General features: G+C 64.8%; 19 protein-coding genes. 12 read left to right on the top strand and 7 right to left on the bottom strand.

All coding sequences use genetic code 11. From position 1 onward, the window contains the following. Positions 1-9: 9 nt before the first annotated feature. Together SP6_RS05375 and SP6_RS05370 are read left to right on the top strand one after the other, a co-directional pair. Positions 10-2175: an RNA degradosome polyphosphate kinase gene (locus SP6_RS05375; protein WP_037567517.1), complete on the top strand. Its 2166-nt coding sequence runs from the start codon at positions 10-12 to the stop codon at positions 2173-2175. Positions 2176-2192: 17 nt separating this feature from the next. Next, positions 2193-3665 carry a Ppx/GppA family phosphatase gene (locus tag SP6_RS05370; protein ID WP_007403507.1) on the top strand — a complete coding sequence of 491 codons (1473 nt, stop codon included), beginning with the start codon at positions 2193-2195 and terminating at the stop codon, positions 3663-3665. Here the strand turns inward: SP6_RS05370 and SP6_RS05365 are convergent. Together SP6_RS05365 and rnd are read right to left on the bottom strand one after the other, a co-directional pair. Beyond that, positions 3652-3939, bottom strand: a complete 288-nt coding sequence (locus SP6_RS05365; protein WP_007403487.1) for an I78 family peptidase inhibitor — start codon at positions 3937-3939, stop codon at positions 3652-3654. The genes SP6_RS05370 and SP6_RS05365 overlap by 14 nt on opposite strands. Next, entirely contained in the window at positions 3936-5114 is a 1179-nt protein-coding gene (rnd, locus tag SP6_RS05360; RefSeq protein ID WP_007403490.1) for a ribonuclease D, read from the bottom strand. The genes SP6_RS05365 and rnd overlap by 4 nt, the downstream gene beginning before the upstream one ends. A gap of 172 nt (positions 5115-5286) precedes the next feature. On the opposite strand from rnd, the gene aspS reads away from it, so the two are divergent. Next, a complete protein-coding gene (gene aspS / locus SP6_RS05355) occupies positions 5287-7101 on the top strand; it encodes an aspartate--tRNA ligase (RefSeq protein ID WP_007403455.1) in 1815 nt (604 codons plus the stop codon). A 94-nt stretch (positions 7102-7195) separates the two neighbouring features. Here the strand turns inward: aspS and SP6_RS05350 are convergent, their stop codons facing one another. Beyond that, entirely contained in the window at positions 7196-7852 is a 657-nt protein-coding gene (locus SP6_RS05350) for a carbonic anhydrase (protein WP_007403421.1), read from the bottom strand. Positions 7853-8001: 149 nt separating this feature from the next. On the opposite strand from SP6_RS05350, the gene lipA reads away from it, so the two are divergent. Together lipA and SP6_RS05340 are read left to right on the top strand one after the other, a co-directional pair. Beyond that, positions 8002-8925: a lipoyl synthase gene (gene lipA, locus SP6_RS05345; RefSeq protein ID WP_037567519.1), complete on the top strand. Its 924-nt coding sequence runs from the start codon at positions 8002-8004 to the stop codon at positions 8923-8925. After that, on the top strand, positions 8925-9383 hold the full coding sequence (locus SP6_RS05340) for a type II toxin-antitoxin system RatA family toxin (RefSeq protein WP_007403530.1): 459 nt from the start codon (positions 8925-8927) through the stop codon (positions 9381-9383). The genes lipA and SP6_RS05340 overlap by 1 nt, the downstream gene beginning before the upstream one ends. On the opposite strand, the gene SP6_RS05335 is transcribed toward SP6_RS05340, so the two are convergent. Genes SP6_RS05335 through SP6_RS05325 form a run of 3 tightly spaced genes read right to left on the bottom strand, consistent with a single transcriptional unit; the run spans position 9344 to position 11531 of the window. Beyond that, positions 9344-9844, bottom strand: coding sequence for a CinA family protein (locus SP6_RS05335; protein WP_007403458.1), 501 nt, complete (start codon positions 9842-9844; stop codon positions 9344-9346). The two genes, SP6_RS05340 and SP6_RS05335, sit on opposite strands and share 40 nt — an antisense overlap. Continuing rightward, positions 9844-10374, bottom strand: a complete 531-nt coding sequence (locus SP6_RS05330) for a hypothetical protein (RefSeq protein WP_007403413.1) — start codon at positions 10372-10374, stop codon at positions 9844-9846. The genes SP6_RS05335 and SP6_RS05330 overlap by 1 nt, the downstream gene beginning before the upstream one ends. Then, positions 10371-11531 carry a bifunctional 2-C-methyl-D-erythritol 4-phosphate cytidylyltransferase/2-C-methyl-D-erythritol 2,4-cyclodiphosphate synthase gene (locus tag SP6_RS05325; RefSeq protein WP_007403330.1) on the bottom strand — a complete coding sequence of 387 codons (1161 nt, stop codon included), beginning with the start codon at positions 11529-11531 and terminating at the stop codon, positions 10371-10373. The genes SP6_RS05330 and SP6_RS05325 overlap by 4 nt, the downstream gene beginning before the upstream one ends. A gap of 91 nt (positions 11532-11622) precedes the next feature. Here SP6_RS05325 and dusB point away from each other — a divergent pair, with 91 nt between their 5' ends. The 7 genes from dusB to hflX are packed head-to-tail and all read left to right on the top strand — an operon-like array spanning position 11623 to position 20735. Continuing rightward, positions 11623-12624 (top strand): tRNA dihydrouridine synthase DusB, encoded by a 1002-nt coding sequence (gene dusB, locus SP6_RS05320; RefSeq protein WP_007403299.1) that lies wholly within the window; start codon positions 11623-11625, stop codon positions 12622-12624. Then, positions 12608-13675 (top strand): two-component system sensor histidine kinase NtrB, encoded by a 1068-nt coding sequence (locus tag SP6_RS05315; protein ID WP_042468641.1) that lies wholly within the window; start codon positions 12608-12610, stop codon positions 13673-13675. The genes dusB and SP6_RS05315 overlap by 17 nt, the downstream gene beginning before the upstream one ends. After that, positions 13672-15129 (top strand): nitrogen regulation protein NR(I), encoded by a 1458-nt coding sequence (ntrC, locus tag SP6_RS05310; protein ID WP_007403537.1) that lies wholly within the window; start codon positions 13672-13674, stop codon positions 15127-15129. Before SP6_RS05315 ends, ntrC begins: the two co-directional genes overlap by 4 nt. Before the next feature lie 52 nt (positions 15130-15181). Beyond that, the gene (locus tag SP6_RS05305) at positions 15182-17428 is read left to right on the top strand and encodes a sensor histidine kinase NtrY-like (protein WP_042468639.1); all 2247 of its coding nucleotides are present in this window, start codon (positions 15182-15184) and stop codon (positions 17426-17428) included. Positions 17429-17435: 7 nt separating this feature from the next. Beyond that, the gene (gene ntrX / locus SP6_RS05300; protein WP_007403616.1) at positions 17436-18812 is read left to right on the top strand and encodes a nitrogen assimilation response regulator NtrX; all 1377 of its coding nucleotides are present in this window, start codon (positions 17436-17438) and stop codon (positions 18810-18812) included. Positions 18813-18843: 31 nt separating this feature from the next. Further along, the gene (gene hfq, locus SP6_RS05295; RefSeq protein ID WP_082052429.1) at positions 18844-19446 is read left to right on the top strand and encodes an RNA chaperone Hfq; all 603 of its coding nucleotides are present in this window, start codon (positions 18844-18846) and stop codon (positions 19444-19446) included. Beyond that, positions 19443-20735, top strand: a complete 1293-nt coding sequence (gene hflX, locus SP6_RS05290; protein WP_007403325.1) for a GTPase HflX — start codon at positions 19443-19445, stop codon at positions 20733-20735. The genes hfq and hflX overlap by 4 nt, the downstream gene beginning before the upstream one ends. Here the strand turns inward: hflX and mazG are convergent. After that, entirely contained in the window at positions 20716-21453 is a 738-nt protein-coding gene (mazG, locus tag SP6_RS05285) for a nucleoside triphosphate pyrophosphohydrolase (RefSeq protein ID WP_007403595.1), read from the bottom strand. The genes hflX and mazG overlap by 20 nt on opposite strands. Positions 21454-21533 lie beyond the last annotated feature (80 nt).

The following is a 21533-nucleotide window of genomic DNA, read 5'->3' as shown; positions in this document are numbered from 1 at the left end:
GCGAGAAATATGACCCGTCCTGCCCATATCGCGCAAATGTCCGAGCCGGATGACGATCATTTCACGCCGGAGCCCAATGACCGCTATTTCAACCGCGAACTGTCCTGGCTGGCGTTCAACCGCCGTGTGCTGGAAGAGGCGTGCAACCCGGCGCATCCGCTGCTCGAACGGCTGCGCTTCCTGTCGATCTCGGGATCGAACCTCGACGAATTCTTCATGGTCCGCGTGGCCGGCCTCAAGGGGCAGCAGGCACAGGATGTCGAGCAGCGCTCGGTCGATGGACTGACGCCGGGGCAGCAGCTTAGCGGGATCGTCGCCGAGGCCGACCGGCTGATGGCGAGCCAGCAGGAAGTGTGGGGCGACCTGCGCATTTTGCTCGACGAGGCGGGCATCTTCGTCCTGCGCCGCGATGCCATCGATGCCGAGGCCAATGCCTGGCTGGAGGGGCATGTCCGCGACCAGATCTTCCCGATCCTGACGCCGCAGGCTCTGGACCCGGCGCATCCCTTCCCCTTCATCCCCAACAAGGGTCTGTCGATGATCTTCGACCTGACCCGCGTGTCGGACCAGGCGCCGATCCGCGAATTGGTGATGATCCCCGCGACCATGCCCCGTTTCGTCCGGTTGCCAGGGGAGGGCGCACGCTATGTCTCGATCGAGACGATCCTGCGCCGCTTTTCAGGACTGCTCTTCCCCGGTTATGTCGTTAACGGCGCGGCCACGTTCCGCGTCCTGCGCGACAGCGATATCGAGATCGAGGAAGAGGCGGAGGATCTGGTCCGCTATTTCGCCAACGCGATCAAGCGGCGGCGGCGTGGGCGGGTGATCCGCCTGGAGCTCGAGACGGGCATGCCCGACGAACTCGCCGATGTGCTGCGCGACGAGCTGGGCGGTAGCGACGCTATCATCACCGAAAGCGGCAATCTACTGGGCATTGGCGATCTCGACATGCTGGTCGACGAGGACCGGCCTGATCTGAAGTTCCCGCCCTATAGCCCCCGTTTTCCCGAACGAATCCGCGAATTCGCCGGCGACTGCTTCGCGGCGATCAAGGCCAAGGACATCGTCGTCCACCACCCGTACGAAACGTTCGAGGTGGTGATCGCCTTCCTGAAACAGGCCGCCGCCGATCCGGATGTCGTCGCGATCAAGCAGACGCTTTACCGCGCGGGCAAGCAGTCGGCGATCATCAACGCGCTCATCGCCGCGGCGGAGGCGGGCAAGTCGGTGACCGCCGTCGTCGAGTTGAAGGCGCGGTTCGACGAGGAGCAGAATCTCTACTGGGCTTCGGCGCTGGAGCGGGCGGGCGTGCAGGTCGTCTATGGCTTTATCGATTGGAAGACGCACGCCAAGGTGTCGATGGTGGTGCGGCGCGAGGGCGCGGATTTCCGCACCTACTGCCATTTTGGCACGGGCAATTATCACCCGATCACCGCGCGCATTTATACCGATCTCAGCTTCTTCACTGCCGATCCCCTGATCGGGCGCGATGCGGCCCAGATGTTCAATTATATCACCGGCTATGTCGAGCCGATCGCGATGAACCGGGTCAGCCTGTCGCCGCGCGATCTGCGGCGCAATCTGATGACGATGATCGATGCCGAGATCGCCCATGCCCGTGCGGGACGTTCCGGTAGTCTGTGGGTAAAGGTCAATTCGCTGGTCGATCCGCAGGTGATTGAAAAGCTGTACGAAGCCAGCGGTGCAGGGGTGGAGATTGATCTGATCGTCCGTGGCATCTGCTGTCTGCGGCCCGGCGTGCCCGGTATGTCGGAGAATATCCGTGTCAAATCGGTTGTCGGCCGCTTCCTCGAACATAGCCGCATTTGGGCCTTCGGCAATGGCAAGACGCTGCCGCACGATGCGGCCAAGGTCTTCATCTCATCGGCCGACTGGATGCCGCGCAACTTCGATCGTCGCGTCGAGTATATGCTGCCGATCCTCAACCCCACGGTGCACGACCAGATATTGGATCAGGTGATGGTCGCCAATCTGCTGGATAACGAACAGAGTTGGGAGCTCGAGCCCGATGGCCGCTATGTCCGCGAGGAACCAGGCGATCGCCCCTTCAACCTGCATCGGTATTTCATGACCAATCCCTCGCTTTCCGGGCGGGGCGCTGCGCTCGACACCAGCAAGGCGGTGCCGACCCTGTCGCTGCGGCGGCAACGATGACGGGCGAACGCTGAACCATGGCAGGGGCAAGCGCGCCGCGCACGGCGATCATCGATATCGGGTCCAACTCTGTCCGCCTCGTCGTCTATCAGGGGCCGCCACGATTGCCGGCGATCCTGTTCAATGAGAAGGTGATGGCGGGGCTCGGCCGGGGATTGGCCGCAACCGGCGCGATCGATCCGGTCGCGCTCGACAAGGCGCGGGTGGCGCTGGCCCGTTTCGCCAGCCTGGCACGGGAGATGGGCGTCACCAGCTTGCGCACCGTGGCGACGGCGGCGGTGCGCGATGCGGCCAATGGCGGTGAGTTGATCGAATGCGCCGAGTCGCTGGGGCTTGAGGTCGAGCTGCTGTCGGGCGAGCAGGAAGCCAAGGGGGCGGGCGAGGGTGTCTTGTCCGCCATTCCGGACGCGGACGGCATCGTCGGCGATCTGGGCGGCGGCAGTTTGGAGTTGGTGCGGATCCGCGATGGCAATGTGGAGGACCGCGTGTCCTTTCCGCTCGGCGTGCTCCGCATTCCCGCCTTACGCGAGCGTGGCAGCAAGGCGTTCGAGCGGCATATCGCACGACTGATCGACGAGGCCGGATGGGAAGGGCGCGGGCGGGGCCTGCCCTTCTATCTGGTCGGCGGATCGTGGCGGGCGCTGGCGCGGCTCGACATGACGCTCGCCGATTATCCGCTGCCGATCATTCATCACTATGAATTGACCCCGACCGATATCCTGCGGCTGTCGCGGACCATCCCGCATCTCAGCAAGGCGCGATTGCGCGAGGTCAAAGGCCTGTCGTCCAGCCGTGCTGCGACGCTGGGCGACGCCACCGCCTTGCTCAGCGTCCTGCTCAAACATCTGGGCAGCAGCACGACGGTCGCCTCGGCCTATGGCCTGCGCGAAGGGCTGCTCTATGGCGGGCTCGACGCCAAGACGCGGGCGCTCGATCCGCTGATCGTCGCCGCGCGCGAGGAAGGGCGGCTGCTCGGCCGATTTCCGGAGCATGGCGATCTGCTGGAAAGCTGGATCGCACCCTTATTCAGTGGCGAAGCCACGGCCGAGGTGCGGCTCCGTCATGCGGCGTGCCTGCTGGCGGATGTCGGCTGGCGTGCGAACCCCGAATTCCGATCCGAACGGGGCGTTGAGATCGCGCTGCACGGCAATTGGGTGGGGATCGACGCGGTCGGTCGCGCGATGCTGGCCCAGGCGCTGCATACCAGCCTGGGCGGGGGGCTCGACGTGCCTAACCCGCTGGCCGAACTGGCAAGCCCGGCTCAGTTGAAGCTGGCGACGAGCTGGGGGCTGGCGATCCGGTTGGGCCAGCGATTGAGCGGTGGTCTTGCCGGTCCGCTGGAGCGCAGCGGACTGGTGCTGGACGCCACGACGTTGGGTCTGGCGATGCGCGACGAGGATCGCGGCTTCTACGGCGAAGCGGTGGAGCGCCGCCATGCGACGCTGGCCACCGCCATGGGACGCAATCCGGTACGGCTCAGCCGCACTTGACCCTGATGACCCGGCCGGCGGCATCGGTCTCGATGTTGAGTCGGTCGGTGCGGTAATCCATGGTCACCGCATCGCCGGGGGCGATCACCCGAAGCGTGCGCGCGCCCGAGCGCTTCAGTGTCGGCGCCCGAAGGGCCTCGGTCCATGGCTTGCCGACCAGATCACCGACCTTGGTCTCGCCGCAGCCAAGCGACTCGGTCATGTCCTCCGCCTTGGGCGCAGTGGCGCAGGCGACGACGGGCAATAGCGCCGCCAGAGCTAGAAAACGAATCACGCGACTTCCTCCTCGGTACGGACCATCTTCAGCTTGCCGTTCTTGACGACGAAGCCCAGCCGTCCCTCGACCAGATCCAACGCGTCCCGGCCGAACTGATCGAAACGCCAGCCATCGAGCACCGACAGTCCGCTGCGAACGCCCGCCGCCAGCATTTCCAGATCGTCCGACCGGGCGAGCAGACGCGGGGCTACGTCGATGTCGCGCGCACGGATCTTGAGCAGCAGCTTGAGCAAATCGGCGACCAGCGCCCCCTCACGGCCCAAGCCTGGCTTGCGATCGTCGCGCGCGGGCAGTTCGTCGACGCTGAGCGGCGTCGCCGCCTCCAGCGCGTCCATCAGGCGGCCGCCGATATCATTGGTCGCCCAGGTCGCGGAGAGGCCGCGCACCTTGGCCAGATCGGCCTGCTTGCGTGGGGGATGGCCGGCGAGGTCGGCCAGGGTCTCGTCCTTGACGATACGGCCGCGCGGCAAATCCTTGGCCTGCGCCTCCAGTTCGCGCCAGCGGGCGAGCGCCTTCATCCGGCCGAGCATGTCGGGCTTGCGCCCCGACACCCGCACCCGCTTCCAGGCGGAATTAGGATCATTGGCATAATGTTCGGGATCGGCGAGCCGCTCCATCTCCTGGTCCAGCCACGCGCCGCGCCCGGTCTTGCGCAGCCGTTCCAGCATCCGGGGAAAGATGTCCGACAGATGCGTCACATCGCCGATCGCATAATCGACCTGCCGCTGGTCGAGCGGGCGGCGCGACCAGTCGGTGAAGCGCGCGCCCTTGTCAACCTGAATACCCAGCCAGCTGTCGACCAGATTGGAATAGCCGATCTGCTCGCCTTGCCCCAGCGCCATGGCAGCGATCTGTGTGTCGAACAGCGGGTGAGGGGTCTTGCCGGTCAGGTTGTAGATGATCTCGATATCCTGCCCGCCGGCATGAAAGACCTTGAGCACCTCGTCATTATTGACCAGCAGGTCGAGCAGCGGCGTCATGTCTAGGCCAGGGGCCTTGGGATCGATCGCGGCGGCTTCCTGTGTGTCGGCGATCTGGATCAGGCAGAGCTCGGGCCAATAGGTGCTCTCGCGCATGAACTCTGTATCGACCGTGATGAAGTCGGCCTGCGAAAGGCGGGCGCAGAGATTGGCGAGCGTGGCGCTGTCGGTAATCAACGGATGGACGTGCATCATCCGCACATAGCGGCCCATGCGCGGGTTGACAAAGAAGAAGACGAAGCCGTTACGATCAGCCGCGCTTTCGCTGCGCGGCCTGCCCTGTCCGGGTACATTGTGATTGACAAAGCCGGGACGGGCGGGGAAGCGGCGACACTTTCATCAGACGTTCGGAAGAATGCCCGCCATGCACGCCTATCGTACTCACACCTGCGCCGCGCTGACCGCCGAAGCGGTTGGCCAGACGGTCCGCCTGTCCGGCTGGGTCCATCGCAAGCGCGATCATGGCGGGGTGCTGTTCGTCGACCTGCGCGACCATTACGGTATCACCCAGATCGTTGCCGACAGCGATACTCCCGCACTCGCCATTCTGGAGGCGGTGCGTGTCGAGTCGGTGGTGACGATCGATGGCGTGGTGAAGGCGCGCTCGGCGGGTACTATCAATCCGAACCTCGCAACCGGCGAGATCGAGATTTTCGCCAAGGGTGCCACCGTGTTGTCGGCCGCCGAGGAACTGCCGATGCCGGTCGCGGGCGAGCAGGAATATCCCGAGGATATCCGCCTGCGTTATCGCTTCCTTGATCTGCGCCGGGAGACGCTGCACGCCAACATCGTCCGCCGTACCCAGGTGATCGCCGACATGCGTCGTCGCATGGAGACGGCGGGGTTCACTGAATATTCGACCCCGATCCTGACCGCCTCCTCGCCCGAGGGCGCGCGCGACTTCCTGGTGCCCAGCCGCATCCATCCGGGCAAGTTCTACGCGCTGCCCCAGGCGCCGCAGCAATATAAGCAGCTGCTGATGGTCGCAGGCTTCGACCGCTATTTCCAGATCGCGCCGTGCTTCCGCGACGAGGACCCCCGGGCCGACCGCCTGCCGGGCGAGTTCTACCAGCTCGACCTCGAGATGAGCTTCGTCACGCAGGAAGAGGTGTGGGAGACGATGGAGCCGGTGATCGGCGGCATCTTCGAGAAGTTCGCCGATGGCCGCACGGTCACCCCGATCGGTCAGTTCCCGCGTATTCCTTATTCGGAGTCGATGCTGAAATACGGCAACGACAAGCCCGACCTGCGCAATCCGCTGATCATCACGGACGTGTCCGCGCATTTCACGACCTCGGGCTTCGGCTTGTTCGAGAAGATCGTCGGCTCGGGCGGCGTCGTCCGCGCGATCCCGGCACCGGGCACCGCCGAGAAGAGCCGCAAGTTCTTCGACGAGATGAACGAGTGGGCGCGCGCCGAGGGTCATGCGGGTCTCGGCTATGTCACCCGCAAGGGCGGCGAGTTCGGCGGTCCGATCGCCAAGAACCATGGCACCGAGGGCATGGAGGCGATCTATGCCGCGCTCGGCCTGGGCCCCGATGACGGGTTGTTCTTCGCGGCGGGCAAGGTTGAGGCGGCGACCAAGCTGGCGGGTCTGGCGCGCACCCGCGTCGCCGAGCAGCTCGGCCTGATCGAGGAGGGCGCGTTCCGGCTGTGCTGGATCGTCGACTTCCCCTTCTACGAATGGGACGAAGACGAGAAGAAGGTCGAGTTCGCCCACAACCCCTTCTCGATGCCGCAGGGTGGCATGGAGGCGCTGACCTCCGCCGATCCGCTGTCGCTCAAGGCCTATCAATATGATCTGGTCTGCAACGGCTTCGAGATCGCATCGGGTTCGATCCGCAACCAGAGCCCCGAACTGATGGTCGCGGCATTCGAGAAGGTCGGTCTGTCGAAGGCGGATGTCGAGGAGCGCTTCGGCGGCCTCTACCGCGCTTTCCAGTACGGCGCGCCGCCGCACGGTGGCATGGCCGCCGGTGTCGATCGCATCGTCATGCTGATCTGCGGTGCACAGAATCTGCGCGAAATCTCGCTGTTCCCGATGAACCAGCGCGCCGAAGACCTGCTGATGGGTGCGCCCAGCCTGCTCAGCGCCAAGCAGATGCGCGAACTGGCACTTCGTTCGACGGCAGAGCCGAAGAAGGATGTCGATCAGGTCGTTGCCGCTTCGGCGGGGTGATCCGCACGACAGGCCAATGAAAAGGGCGGGCGCCGGATGCGGCGTCCGCCCTTTTTGCGTCTCGAGTCCGGGTCAAGGACCCGGACCGAGTTCCTTACGCCGCAGCCAAGGCCGGAGCGGCGGGCTTGAACTCGCCATTCTCGTCCATCAGGTGCAGCACGCCATCGGCGATCGCGAAATAGGCACCCCGCAGCGTCAGCGTGCCCGCGTCCTCACGCTTGGTGACGAAGGGGAAGGTGCGCAGATTGGCAATGGAGGTACGGACCGATTCCAGCTCCATCTCGCGCATCGCGTCGGCGTCGGCCGCGTCGCCATGCTTGGCAATGACCTTTTCGCGCGCTTCATCGAGCAAGCTCACCCAGTCAGACACGAAACCGCCTTCGCCCTGAGGCGCATGCGCAAAACCCTGCGTCAGTGCCGCCTTGCAACCGCCGCACGCGCCATGGCCCATGACGACGACGTCGGTCACCTCGAGCTGCGTCACCGCGAATTCCAGCGCGGCCGATACGCCGTGATGGCCGCCGCCGGTTTCAAAAGGCGGCACGAGGTTGGCGACGTTACGTACGACGAAGATTTCGCCGGGTAGCGTGTCGAAAATCTGAGCCGGGTCAACGCGGCTGTCTGAGCAGGCGATCACCATCACCTTAGGGCTCTGGCCTTCCTTCAATTCGGCCCAGCGGTCGCGCTGGCGACGCCAATCGGATGTCCGAAAGCGCTGATAGCCATCCACGAGGTCGTTAAAGTCGGTCATTGCTCTCTCTTATCCAGTTATGGAAACGGCATTGTAACGGTGGAACCGGACAGGGCCATGTCGGTTCCATATCAAAGTATGTCCGACGCGGAAGGATGGGACATCGGCAGGCATTGTGTCCGGCCGGGTGCGTCGCTATTTCGCAACCCATGAACGAGTTGACACCGTTGGCCGCGCCTGTGCGCGCACGCAAGCCCGATTGGATTCGCGTCAAGGCGCCGACGAGCGCAGGTTTCGCCGCTACGCGCGAACTGATGCGGTCAAAGAGCCTGACGACCGTTTGCGAGGAGGCGGCGTGCCCCAATATCGGGGAATGCTGGTCCAAGAAGCATGCGACCGTCATGATCCTCGGTGACACGTGCACACGCGCCTGCGCGTTCTGCAACGTAAAGACCGGCATGCCGCGCAAGGTCGACGCGATGGAGCCTCAGAATGTCGCCGATGCGGCGGCGCAGATGGGGCTGAACCATATCGTCGTGACCTCGGTCGACCGCGACGACCTGCCCGATGGCGGCGCGTCGCAGTTCGTGAAGGTGATCCAGGCGCTGCGCCGGACCACCCCCGACACCACGATTGAAATCCTGACGCCCGATTTCCGTAACAAGGCGCAGGCCGCGATCGAGTCGATCGTCGAGGCGCGGCCCGATGTGTACAACCACAATCTCGAAACGGTCCCCAGGCTGTATCCGACGATCCGACCGGGCGCGCGCTATTATGCGTCGCTGCGCCTGCTGGAGAGCGTGAAACGCCATGACCCGTCGATCTTCACCAAATCGGGTATCATGCTCGGCTTGGGCGAGGAGCGGCTGGAGGTCCATCAGGTGATGGACGATATGCGCTCGGCCGATATCGATTTCCTAACCATGGGCCAGTATCTTCAGCCCACGCCGCGTCATGCCAAGGTGGCGGAGTTCGTCACGCCCAAGGCGTTCGACGCTTATGCCGCCATCGCGCGGGCCAAGGGCTTCCTGCTCGTCGCCAGCTCGCCACTGACCCGGTCGAGCTATCATGCCGGTGATGATTTCGAGCGGCTGCGCACCGCGCGCGAGGCGAAGCTCGCAAGCGCGCGCTGATGCCCAAGCATAGCGAGACACGGCATCTGCCCTACACGCCGGAGCAGATGTTCGATCTGGTCGCCGATGTCGCGCGCTATCCGGAGTTCCTGCCCTGGGTATCGGCGATGCGCGTGCGGTCGGATTCGGACGAAGAAACGGTCGCCGACATGATCGTCGGGTTCAAGGGCCTGCGTGAAACCTTCACCAGCCGAGTTACCAAGACCCGGCCGGAGGCGATCGATGTCGAATATCTCGACGGACCGCTCAAATATTTGCGCAACAACTGGCGTTTCCGGCCCGAGGAGCAGGGCTGCGCGGTCGACTTCACCGTCGATTTCGCATTCAAGAACCGGGTGTTCGAGATGCTGGCGGGGCAGGTGTTCGGCACCGCGCTGCGCCGCATGATTGGCGCGTTCGAGGATCGCGCCGCCAAGCTTTACGGCAGCAACAGTTCCAGCGCCAACAGCGCCGCCTGAAGCCGGATACCGCCGCGCCCGATATCGCCGAATTCGTGGCGTTCGGCCTTCACCGCTTCCGGATCGCCACCACGTAGCGCCTGGGCGAAGACGACGGTGCCGACCGGCTTCTTCGCCGTACCGCCGCCGGGGCCGGCGACGCCCGTAATAGCGACCGCGATATCCGCATCACTGGCTGATAGCGCCCCTTGCGCCATCGCCCAGGCGGTGGCGGTGGAGACCGCGCCGAATGTCTCGATAAGCTCCGAGCTGACGCCCAGCAGGTCGATCTTGGCCTTGTTCGAATAGGTGACGAACCCGGCCTCGACCACCTCGGACGAGCCCGGGATTTCAGTCAGGGCGGCGGACACCAGCCCACCGGTACAGCTTTCGGCCAGTGCGACCCGGCGACCGATCGCGCGGTTGGCAATGACGACCCGTTCGGCCAGTGCGACCAGATCGGCGGGAAGAAGCACGTCCATCAGCGGTTTCCGTTCGGACAGAGCGGCAGATCGGGCACCGCAACCTGCCGGCCGCGCGCCTTTTCGCTTTTCAGATATTGGAGCGCGGTGACCACCACCGACGCCATGTTGCGTGGCGGCAGGGGAGCAAGCTGCGTCGCCAGGCGGTCGATCACCCCACAATCCTCCAGCCCGATCCGGCCAACGATGAAGGGGACGAGCAATGAGGTCAGGAGCGGCCGGGCAAAGTCGGACTGCAACAGCGTATCGACCGTTGGGTCGGACAGCTTGACGATCGCCGCTCGCGCCGCCGGCCAGGCCTGGTCGGCCGCCGTCTCATATTTTGCGATTAGCGTGCCGTTGCCACGGATCAGGCTGTTCGCCGGCAGCCGTGCGGCGCAGACCCGGCCCGTTTCGCGCAGGATATCGGGCATCGCGACCAGCGTCATCGCCTCTGCTTCCGGCGCGGTGATGCAGGCACGCTGTTGCGCCATCGCCGCTTCGGGCGCGCTCATGCCGATCAGTGCGAGGGCCAGGCCGAGCCGCTTCATGCCCGCGCCCCCATGGGCAGGCGGACTGTGGCGACCGCCTGGGTCGCGATGCCTTCGCCGCGTCCGGTAAAGCCGAGGCGTTCGGTCGTTGTCGCCTTCAGGCTGACGCGGCTCTGGTCGATCTGAAGCAGGGCGGCGATCCGCTCGACCATGGCGGCGCGATGCGGGCCGATCTTGGGCGCTTCGCAGATGATCGTCAGGTCGACGAAATCGATCCGTCCGCCCTTATCGGCGATCAGCTTGGCGGCGTGTTGCAGGAATTGGCCCGACTCGGCACCCTTCCATTGCGCATCGCTAGGCGGGAAATGCGTACCGATATCGCCGGCGGCGATCGTACCGAGCAGTGCATCGGTCAGCGCGTGGAGCGCGACATCGGCATCGCTATGCCCCGACAACCCCTGATGATGCGGGATGAGAACGCCGCCGAGCCATAGCTCCTCGCCATCCTCCAGCCGGTGAACGTCGAAGCCCATGGCGGTCCGGGTTTCCCATGCCAGGCGCATGTCGGCACCAGCCATGTCATCGGGATACGTGATCTTTTCGAGCATCGTATCGCCCTGCACCAAAGCGACGCGCCCGCCAAGCCGTCGCACCATTTGCGCATCGTCCGTGGCTTCCGCCTCCGCCGGCCAGGCGGCATGGGCGGCGATCACGGCCTGCAAGTGAAAACCCTGCGGCGTCTGGACGCGTACCACCCCGTCACGGGGCACGGTCTCGCCCAGAGTGCCGTCTGCGTCACGGGCGAGCGTGTCTGCCACCGGCAGCACCGGCATGGCCCCATCCGCCGAGGCCAGGCCGGCGAGCACGCGGTCGATGACGTCATGTGACAGGAAGGGGCGGGCCGCGTCGTGGATCAGGACCTTCGTCACCCCCTCCAGCGCCAATTGCCGAAGCCCCAAGGCAACCGACTCGCGCCGGCTGGCGCCACCGGCGGCAATATCGGCGGTGGGCAGCAGCGTCCGGGCAAAATCGATCTGATCGCCCGCGACCATCGTCAGGACGGTGGCGATGGCCGGATGCGTGCGGAACGCGTCATGGCTCCAGGCGAGCATCGGGCGTCCGCCCAGATCGCGAAATTGTTTCGGCGTGCCGCCACCCATGCGCGTGCCGCCGCCCGCTGCGACGATCAGCGCGGCGATCTTTTCCGTCTGGCTCATGGCCTTCGCCTAACGGCTTTTGGGCATGGTGGGCAACATTGCCTTTCGCTGCGGTTTGGATTACACGGCTGCTCATTTTTCAGGCAGTTTTATGCGTAACCTCGCTCCCATTCAGGTCGGTCCGGTGACGATCGATAGCCCCGTCGTTCTGGCGCCGATGACCGGCGTGACCGACATGCCGTTCCGCACGCTTGTCCGGCGCTATGGCTCGGGCCTGAACGTGACCGAGATGATCGCCAGCCAGGCCGCAATCCGCGCGACCCGCCAGTCGATCCAGAAGGCCGCCTGGCATCCGCTGGAAGAGCCGGTGTCGATGCAGCTGGTCGGCTGCACGCCCTATGAGATGGGGGAGGCCGCCAAGCTGAACGCCGATCGGGGCGCCGCGATCATCGACATCAATATGGGCTGCCCGGTGCGCAAGGTCGTCAATGGCGACGCGGGCTCGGCACTGATGCGCGACCTGAAGCTGGCGTCGGAGATCATCCGCGCGACGGTCAAGGCCGTTGACGTACCGGTCACGCTGAAGATGCGCATGGGTTGGTGCCATGACAGCCTGAACGCCCCCGAACTTTCGCGCATTGCCGAGGATATCGGGGTGAAGATGATCACCGTTCACGGCCGCACTCGCAACCAGATGTATAAGGGATCGGCCGACTGGGGCTTCATCCGTAACGTCAAGGAGGCGGTGAGCATCCCCGTCATTGCCAATGGCGATATCTGCTCGATCGATGATGCCGATACGGCGCTCGACCAATCGGGGGCGGATGGCGTGATGATCGGGCGCGGTGCCTATGGCCGGCCTTGGCTGCTGGGGCAGGTGATGCACTGGTTCGCAACCGGCGAGCGGCTGGACGATCCGTCGCTTGACGAACAATATCGCGCGGTCGCCGAACATTATGACGCGATGCTCGACCATTATGGCACCGAGACCGGGGTCAACATGGCGCGCAAGCATATCGGCTGGTACACGCGCGGCCTGCACGGCTCGGCCGAGTTCCGCAACAAGGTGAACCAGGAACCGAGCGCCGATCGCGTGAAGACGATGCTCCACGACTTCTACATGCCGCAGATCGAGCTTGCCGCTGCGGCCTGAACCGGCCCGTCACGGTCGACCCGGTTTTGCGGCGCTGTTCGCCGCATTGCCCGTTGCCGTGGTCGTGGTCGATCCGGATGACCGGATCGCCCACGCCAATGGCTTGGCCGAGCAATTGCTGAACCTGTCCGAACGGCTGATGATCGGTCAACCGCTGAACGCCATCCTGCCCCCGCCCGATGCGCCCCGCAGCCGCGACGGACATGGCTTTGCGGTCTATGATACCGTCATCACCATGCCGCACGGTCCCAAGATCCGGGTGGATTTCGTGGAGGCGCAAATCCCCGATCATCCCGGCTGGCGGGCGATCACGCTGCACAGCGCGGGGCCCTCGCGGCGACTGGGCCATGCCTCCGACCGAAGCGCCGGCGCACGCGCGGCGGTGGGTGCGGCGGCAATGCTGGCGCATGAGATCAAGAACCCGCTGTCGGGCATTCGGGGCGCGGCCCAGCTGCTCAACGGGGGCGAACTGACGACGTTGATCACCACGGAGGTCGACCGGATCGCCGCGCTGATCGACCGCATGCAGGATTTCAGCGATACCCGGCCGCTGCCGCTGGCGGCAGAGAATATCTATCCGCTGCTCGCCCATTCACGCGGCGTGGCGCTGGCGGGGTTCGCTAGGGGGATCGAGATCGAGGAACGTTTCGATCCGTCGCTTCCCCCGGCGCGGATCAACCGGGATGCGCTGCTCCAGATCGTTATCAATCTGCTCAAGAACGCCCGGGAAGCGGTGCGCCAGGAACGCAATCCGCGGATCATCCTGACCACCGCCTATCGCCACGGCATGTCGGTCAGCATCGGGTCGGGACAGGAGCGGTTGCCGCTGCCGATCGAAATCTGCGTCATCGACAATGGCCCCGGTGCACCGTCCGATATCGTCGACCATCTGTTCGACCCGTTCGTATCCGGCCGTCGCGAAGGGCAGGGGCTGGGCCTTGCCCTTGTCGACAAGCTGGCGCGCGACATGAACGGGATCATCCAATATGCCAGGGAGGGTTCGCCCGAAATGACCGTGCTGCGCCTGTTGCTTCCCAGGGCCCGGGCATGAGCCATGTGCTGGTCGTCGATGACGACGCCGCCATCCGCACCGTCGTAGGCCAGGCCTTGCGCCGCGCAGGGCATGAGGTGACGACCGTCGAGACGCTGGCGCGGCTCGACCGGCTGTTGGCCGGTGGGGCGCCGGATGTGCTGGTGACCGACGTGATCCTGCCCGATGGCGACGGGATCGACCATATTCGCGGTGTAGCCGCACGCTTCCCCGCACTGCCGATCATCATCCTGTCGGCCCAGAATACCCTGACGACCGCCGTACGTGCGGCCGAAGTCGGCGCTTATGAGTATCTGCCCAAGCCCTTCGATCTCGATGCTTTGACCAATGCCGTCGCGGGGGCGCTGGCCCGGGGTGGCGTGCTGGTCGAGGATGGCTTGGGCGAGGATGATCGCGCCCTGCCGCTGATCGGCCGGTCGCAGGCGATGCAGAGCGTCTATCGCATCATCGCGCGGGTGGTCGCCACCGACCTGACCGTCCTGATCTCGGGCGAATCGGGTACCGGCAAGGAGCTGGTGGCGCGCGCGATCCACGATCTGGGCCCCCGCCGTGCCGCGCCGTTCGTCGCGATCAACATGGCGGCGATCCCTCGCGAGCTGATCGAGGCCGAGCTGTTCGGGCATGAGCGCGGCGCCTTTACCGGCGCGGCCCAGCGCAACGCGGGGCGGTTCGAGCAGGCGGCGGGCGGCACCCTGTTCCTCGACGAGATCGGCGACATGCCGATGGAGGCGCAGACCCGGCTGCTGCGCGTCCTTCAGTCCGGCGAATTCACCACGGTCGGCGGCGCGCGTACCATCCGCACCGACGTCCGCATCGTCGCTGCGACCAATCGCGACCTGAGCCAACAGGTGGCGTCCGGCCAGTTTCGCGAAGACCTGTTCTACCGCCTCAACGTCGTGCCGATCGCCTTGCCGGCGCTGCGCGAGCGGCGACAGGATATCCCGCTGCTGGCGCGGCACTTCCTCGAAAATGCCGCCGCGCAGGGCTTGCCGCGTCGCAAGATCGATGCGCAGGCTCTCGACGTGCTTGTCGTCCATGACTGGCCCGGCAATGTGCGCGAGCTGGAAAATCTCATGCGCCGGCTGGCGGTGTTGGCGCGCGACGAAGTGATTGATGCCGAGGCGATCCGTACGATGCTCGGCGAAACGGCCTTCCATTCGACGACCGCTGGGTCGGGGCGTGCGGCCGTACCCGATCTGGCTGCGGCGGTTCGGGCCTATCTGGCGCGTTTGGCGATCGAGCGGCCCTTGCTACTCGACGATGGCACGCTTTATGACCGGGTGATCGGTGAAGTGGAGCGTCCGCTGATCGAGGCGATGCTGGCGCGCCATGGCGGCAATCAGCTGCGGACTGCGCGGGCGATGGGCATCAATCGCAACACGCTGCGCAAAAGGCTCGACAGCTTGAACATCTCGGTTTCGCCAGACGAAGAAGGGGCCGATTCGGCCACGTGATTTTTACGGATTGTGTCTTGCAGGTCACGCTATACGTTGTACGATTGCAACGATGTTGGCCTTTTTGAAGCCTGCTGATCCTACCGACACGCCGCGTAACCGTTTTGCGGTGACGCCGGCGATCGAGATCGTGGTGATCGTCGGCGCCGTTGCCATCGCCATCGGCACCTATTGGTTCATCGCCCACCGCACCGATGCACAAGGGTTGATCGCACCGCCCGTTATCGCAGGATTGCTGGCGCTCAATCTGGTCCCCGGTATTCTCCTGCTGATGTTGCTCGGTCGCCGGGTGGCGATGCGGCGGGCGGCCGCGTCGGCGGTTGGCGGTGGCGGCAGGCTGCATGTCCGGCTCGTCGCGATCTTTTCGCTGACCGCCAGTGTCCCGATCCTGCTGACCGTCGTCACCGCATCGATGATGTTTCAGTCCTCGGCCGAGTTCTGGATTTCCGATCGGGCGCGCAAGGCGTTCGGTGACGCGATGAACATCGCGCGGCAGTCGCAGCAGCAGATCATCAATCGTTGGGTCTTTGCCGGTAGGGCCATGTCGCAGGATCTGGGCCGCAACCTTCCGGTGCTACGCGAGAATCGGCGCGATTTCCACGACTATCTCGTCCAGCAGACCATCGTGCGCGACATGGAGGAGGCGGTGCTCTTCTCCTATGACGCCAAGCAGAAGTTCAAATTCTACGATTTCTTCAATCAGCCTTCGGACGCCACCTTCCGTGAGCTGGTGACACCGGAAATGATCGACCAGGCGAGCCGTTCCAATCGGCCCGAGGTCGGGATCAATGAACGGCGCGTATGGGTCGTCACGCCCTTGCCCGACAGCAGCGGCATCATGCTCTATGTCGGAACCAGCGTGAATGCCGAGTTCCTCAGCAAGCAGCACTTCGCCGCCGAGGATGTCGTGGACGGTTACCGGGCGCTGCAGGGCCGGGCGCGCTCGCTCCAGTTGAAGTTCAATCTGGCGCTGTTCGCCGTCGCGCTGCTGATCGTCGGTATTGCGGTATGGATCGCGTTGGCGGTAGCGGACCGGTTGGTGCGCCCGGTCGGCGAACTGGTCGAGGCGGCTCGTCGGATCGCAGGGGGCGACCTGACCGCGCGCGTGCCCGATCCCCGGACGCGCGACGAAGTCGGCACGCTCGCCAATGCTTTTAATCAGATGACTGGCCAGTTGGAGCAGCAGAACACCGAACTGGTCACCGCCAATGCGCAGTTGGACAATCGCCGCGCGCTGATCGAGGCGGTGATGGCGGGCGTTTCGGCAGGCGTCATGGCCGTCGGGCGCGATCGGCAGGTGCGGATCGCCAACAATTCGGCGGACCTGCTGCTCGGTGCCGATGAGGGCGGTCTGGTCGGCCGGAAGCTGGGCGAGGTCGCGCCCGAGCTGGACGAACTGCTCGATCAGGGACGACGCGAGGCGACGGTGCAGATCGCGCTTCATGGCGATATGCGTACCCTGGCGGTGCGGATCGCGCAGACCGGCGATGGCCCGATCCTGACCTTCGACGATATCACCCAGCAATTGCTGGATCAGCGCCGTGCCGCCTGGTCCGACGTCGCCCGCCGCATCGCGCATGAGATCAAGAACCCGCTGACCCCCATCCAACTCGCGGCGGAACGGCTGCAGCGTCGTTATGGCAAGGTGATCGATCCCCAGGACGAGACGTTCGGCCGCCTGACCGAGACGATCGTCCGACAGGTGGGCGACTTGCGGCGGATGGTCGACGAATTCTCGTCCTTCGCGCGCATGCCCAAGCCCGTTTTTCGCGAGGAGGCGATCGCCGATATCTGCGCACAGGCGATGTTCCTGCACGAGGTCGCGCATCCCGAGATCCGGTTCGAGCTTGTTCAGGACGATCCGGTCCCCTCCCTCGTCTGCGACCGCCGACAGATGAGCCAGGCCCTCACCAATATCGTCAAGAATGCGGTAGAAGCCATTGAAGCGAGGCCTGAAGGGGCCAAGGATGGCAAGGTTCTGATGATCGTCGGCCAGCAGGCGAGCATGGTCACGATCACGGTCGCCGACAATGGCGTCGGTCTGCCGCCCGAACGCGATCGTATCATCGAACCCTATATGACGACGCGGGCGCGGGGCACGGGGCTGGGCCTCGCGATCGTCAACAAGATTATCGAGGAACATGCCGGCACGATCGGCTTTTCCGACAATCCGACTGGCGGCACGATCGTGTCGATGATGTTCGATGCCGGCGCCCTCGCGGCGCTGGACCAGGGGGGCGCCGAACCTGAACTGGCCGGGGAGGGCCAGCTCACCGCTTTGACTCGTACCCGGACGTAAAAAGACCATGGCTTTGGACATTCTCGTCGTCGATGACGAACTCGATATTCGCGAACTCGTCGCGGGTGTGCTGGAAGACGAAGGCTATGAGGCTCGCGTTGCGGCCGATAGCGATTCGGCGCTGGAGGCGGTGGCGGTGCGGCGTCCGTCGCTCGTCCTGCTCGATGTGTGGCTGCAAGGGTCGAAGCTGGACGGTCTGGAACTGCTCGACGAGATCAAGCGGCGTGATCCATCGATCCCGGTGCTAGTGATCTCGGGGCACGGCAATCTTGACACGGCGGTGGCGGCGATCCGCAAGGGGGCGGCCGACTTCATAGAGAAGCCCTTCGAGGCCGAGCGCTTGTTGCTGATGGTCGGCCGAGCGACCGAGACCGAGCGGCTGCGGCGCGAGAATGCCTCGCTGCGCGCCAGTGCCGGGCGCGAAACCGATCTGACCGGCTCGTCCAACGCCATCAACGGCATCCGCGCAACGCTGAAGCGTGTGGCGGCGACGGGCAGCCGGGTGTTGATCATGGGCTCGGCAGGCGTCGGCAAGGAAGTGGCGGCGCGTCTTCTCCATGGCTGGAGCAACCGGGCGAATGCGCCGTTCGTGGTGGTCAGCGCCGCCCGTATGACGCCCGAGCGGGTGGAAGAGGAGTTGTTCGGGGTGGAGGAGGGGGGAGACCTTGTCCGTACCGGCCTTCTTGAGCAGGCGCATGGCGGTACTTTGTTCCTCGACGAGATCGCCGACATGCCGATCGCGACCCAGGCGCGTATCCTGCGTGTCCTGACCGATCAGAGCTTTAGCCGTGTCGGGGGCACCCGCGTGGTGAAGGTCGACGTCCGCGTCGTCTCCGCCACCGCACGCGATCTGACGCGGGAGATTGCCGAGGGACGTTTCCGCGAAGACCTCTATTACCGCCTCAACGTCGTGCCGGTGACTATCCCGTCGCTGGCCGAGCGGCGCGAGGACATTCCGCCGCTCGTCGAGCATTTCATGGCGCATTATGCCGCCGAGCGCCGGGTGCGCACGCCGGAAATCGCGCCGGACGCGATGGTGGCGATGCAATCCTATGACTGGCCGGGCAATGTCCGCCAGTTGCGCAACGTCGTCGAGCGAACGATCATCCTGGCGCCCGGCGACCGGATCGGGCGGATCGACCTCGACCTTCTACCGGCCGAAGTGCTGGGCGACGGGGCCGATATGGGCGGAGGCGGGGCGACCGCGATCATGGGGGCGCCCTTGCGGGAGGCCCGAGAAAGCTTCGAGCGGGAATATCTGCGCATCCAGATCCGTCGCTTCTCGGGCAATATCTCGCGCACGGCGAGCTTCATCGGAATGGAGCGCTCGGCGCTTCACCGTAAGTTGAAACTGCTGGGGATCAGCGAGACGCGCGAGGAATGATCGTGGCGGGGACAGAGCGACCTCTGGACGAATGCCCCGCCAATCCATAGATATCGGACGCGCTCGGTGCACGGGCGTGGTTCCGACGCCGGGAAACGGCGCAACTCGCGGGCACGGACCCGCCAAGAACAAGGGCTCTTCCATGGCCGACAAATCGGGTTCGCTGCAGGACCTATTTCTGAACGCGCTGCGCCGTTCCAAGGCGCCCGTCACGATGTTCCTCGTCAAGGGCGTGAAGCTTCAGGGCATCGTTACCTGGTTCGACAATTTCTCCGTGTTGCTGCGCCGTGATGGCCAGTCCCAGCTCATCTACAAGCATGCCATTTCCACGATCATGCCGTCGGGTCCGCTCGACGTCGCCGCGATCGTCGAGGGCATGAACGAGCATCAGAAGAAGCAGCCGCTACTCCAGGAAATCTTCCTGAACGCGGTGCGCAAGTCCGAAGACCCCGTCACGATGTTCCTGATCAACGGCGTGATGCTGCAGGGTCAGATTGCGGGCTTCGACCTGTTCTGCATGCTCCTGCAGCGGGAGGGCATGGCGCAGCTCGTCTACAAACACGCCGTTTCGACCATTCAGCCGGCCCGGCCGCTGAACCTGGCCGAAGAACAGGCGGGATCGGCCGAGGATTGAGCACAGGATTTGACCGCGATCGCGGCGAGTTTGCCCGCGGTGCCCGCACCGTCATCGTTCTTCCCGATCAGGGCGATGCGGCCCGCGACGCTGAGGCGAGATTGGACGAAACCGCCGGTCTCGCCATGGCGATCGGCTTGGATGTGGTCGAGCGGATCGCATTGCGGGTCCGTTCGCCCAAGCCCGCGACGCTCATTGGCAGCGGCCAGGTCGAACAGGTCGCGCAGCAGGTCCGGATGGAAGAAGCGCAACTGGTCGTTTTCGACGGTTCGCTCACCCCGGTCCAGCAGCGCAATCTTGAAACCACGCTGGAAGCCAAGGTCATCGACCGGACCGGCCTGATCCTCGAAATCTTCGGCGAGCGTGCCGCGACCGCCGAAGGGCGATTACAGGTCGAACTGGCGCATCTCGACTACCAGGCCGGGCGTCTGGTGCGAAGCTGGACTCACTTGGAACGGCAGCGGGGGGGCTTCGGCTTTCTCGGTGGCCCAGGTGAAACGCAGATCGAGGCCGATCGTCGGATGATCCGCGATCGCATGGCGCGATTGCGGCGTGAGTTGGATCAGGTCAGCCGGACACGCGGACTCCATCGTGATCGGCGGCAGCGGGCGCCATGGCCGATAATCGCGCTGGTCGGCTATACGAACGCGGGGAAGTCCACGCTTTTCAATCGGTTGACCGGCGCTCATGTCATGGCGAAGGATCTTCTCTTCGCTACACTCGACCCGACTTTGCGCCAGATTCAGCTTCCCGGCATCGATAAGGCGATCCTGTCCGACACGGTAGGCTTCGTCTCCGATCTGCCGACGCAGTTGGTGGCGGCGTTCAAGGCGACGCTGGAAGAGGTGGTGTCCGCCGACCTGCTGATCCATGTGCGCGACATCGCGCATCCGGACAGCGAGGCGCAGCGCGCCGATGTCGAGGCGGTTCTGACCGAGATCGGCGTCGATCCCGAAACGCCGCGGTTCGAGGCGTGGAACAAGATCGATCTGGTCGAGGGCGAACTGCGCGAAGACCTGCTCGCCGAAGCGGGGCGACGCCCCCATATCGTCGCCGTGTCGGCGATGAGCGGCGAGGGGATCGACCAGTTGGTCGAACAGGTTGCTGCCGCGCTGACCTCGGGCCATAGGCGTTACTGGATCACGCTGGACGCCGGCGACGGGGCGGGGGCCGCTTGGCTCCATGCGCATGGCGAAGTGCTCGATCAGGTGATCGAGGGGACGGAGGCGACCTATGAGGTTCGCCTGTCCGAGTCCGATTATGAGCGCTTCAACCGTCGCGGTGCTTGACGCGCTGCCATAGGGCTTCCTTGGCGTCGAGGTCGAGATCGGCGAATGTTTCGCCGGCCTCGGCCTCCATCGCGCGGAAGCGGCGCTCGAACTTGCCATTGGCGGAACGAAGTGCCGCCTCCGCATCGATACCGCGATACCGGGCCCAGTTCACGACGGAGAAGAGCAGGTCGCCGAATTCCTCTTCCAGGGTTTCCGGTCCCGCCTCGGCGATTTCCTGCAATTCCTCGTCGATCTTCGCGCGGGGACCGCTTTCATCGGGCCATTCGAATCCAACCCGCGCCGCGCGTTTCTGAAGCTTTTCCGCGCGCATCAGCGCCGGCAGCCCCAAGGCCACACCATCGAGCGTGCCACCCGCCGCCTTGGCACGACGTTCCTCCGCCTTGATCTGCTCCCAGAGATGATGCCCGCCTTCGGCCGTTTCGCCGAAGATGTGCGGGTGGCGGCGCTCCATCTTGTCGCTGATCGCTGTGACCACGTCAGGGAAAGCGAAATGCCCTAGATCTTCGGCGATTTGGGCATGGAAGATGACCTGAAGCAGCAGGTCGCCGAGTTCGTCCTTCAGCTCCGCCATATCGCCGCGTGCAATGGCATCGGCAACCTCATGCGCTTCCTCGATGGTGTAGGGCGCGATGCTCTCGAAGCTTTGCGCCACATCCCATTCGCAGCCTGTGGCGGGGTCGCGAAGTCGCTTCATGATCGTGAGCAGCCGCTCCATCGATTCAGTCCTTGCCGGTAACAATCGGACGGCGTCTAGCAAGGAGAATGGCGGGGCGCCACTTGGGTTCGCACGACGGG

The sequence above is a fragment of the Sphingomonas paucimobilis NBRC 13935 genome (assembly GCF_000739895.2).
In the GTDB taxonomy this organism is placed as follows: domain Bacteria; phylum Pseudomonadota; class Alphaproteobacteria; order Sphingomonadales; family Sphingomonadaceae; genus Sphingomonas; species Sphingomonas paucimobilis.
The sequence above is the reverse complement of the archived record's forward strand: the minus strand, read 5'-3'. Positions and strand labels throughout refer to the sequence as shown.

Bases quoted from the DNA above. Each gene is read 5' to 3' on its own strand.
- SP6_RS05375 (WP_037567517.1), top strand. From the start codon at position 10: ATGACCCGTCCTGCCCATATCGCGCAAATGTCCGAGCCGGATGACGAT.
- SP6_RS05370 (WP_007403507.1), top strand. From the start codon at position 2,193: ATGGCAGGGGCAAGCGCGCCGCGCACGGCGATCATCGATATCGGGTCC.
- rnd (WP_007403490.1), bottom strand. From the start codon at position 5,114: ATGCACGTCCATCCGTTGATTACCGACAGCGCCACGCTCGCCAATCTC.
- aspS (WP_007403455.1), top strand. From the start codon at position 5,287: ATGCACGCCTATCGTACTCACACCTGCGCCGCGCTGACCGCCGAAGCG.
- SP6_RS05350 (WP_007403421.1), bottom strand. From the start codon at position 7,852: ATGACCGACTTTAACGACCTCGTGGATGGCTATCAGCGCTTTCGGACA.
- lipA (WP_037567519.1), top strand. From the start codon at position 8,002: ATGAACGAGTTGACACCGTTGGCCGCGCCTGTGCGCGCACGCAAGCCC.
- SP6_RS05340 (WP_007403530.1), top strand. From the start codon at position 8,925: ATGCCCAAGCATAGCGAGACACGGCATCTGCCCTACACGCCGGAGCAG.
- SP6_RS05335 (WP_007403458.1), bottom strand. From the start codon at position 9,844: ATGGACGTGCTTCTTCCCGCCGATCTGGTCGCACTGGCCGAACGGGTC.
- SP6_RS05330 (WP_007403413.1), bottom strand. From the start codon at position 10,374: ATGAAGCGGCTCGGCCTGGCCCTCGCACTGATCGGCATGAGCGCGCCC.
- SP6_RS05325 (WP_007403330.1), bottom strand. From the start codon at position 11,531: ATGAGCCAGACGGAAAAGATCGCCGCGCTGATCGTCGCAGCGGGCGGC.
- dusB (WP_007403299.1), top strand. From the start codon at position 11,623: ATGCGTAACCTCGCTCCCATTCAGGTCGGTCCGGTGACGATCGATAGC.
- ntrC (WP_007403537.1), top strand. From the start codon at position 13,672: ATGAGCCATGTGCTGGTCGTCGATGACGACGCCGCCATCCGCACCGTC.
- SP6_RS05305 (WP_042468639.1), top strand. From the start codon at position 15,182: ATGTTGGCCTTTTTGAAGCCTGCTGATCCTACCGACACGCCGCGTAAC.
- ntrX (WP_007403616.1), top strand. From the start codon at position 17,436: ATGGCTTTGGACATTCTCGTCGTCGATGACGAACTCGATATTCGCGAA.
- hfq (WP_082052429.1), top strand. From the start codon at position 18,844: ATGCCCCGCCAATCCATAGATATCGGACGCGCTCGGTGCACGGGCGTG.
- mazG (WP_007403595.1), bottom strand. From the start codon at position 21,453: ATGGAGCGGCTGCTCACGATCATGAAGCGACTTCGCGACCCCGCCACA.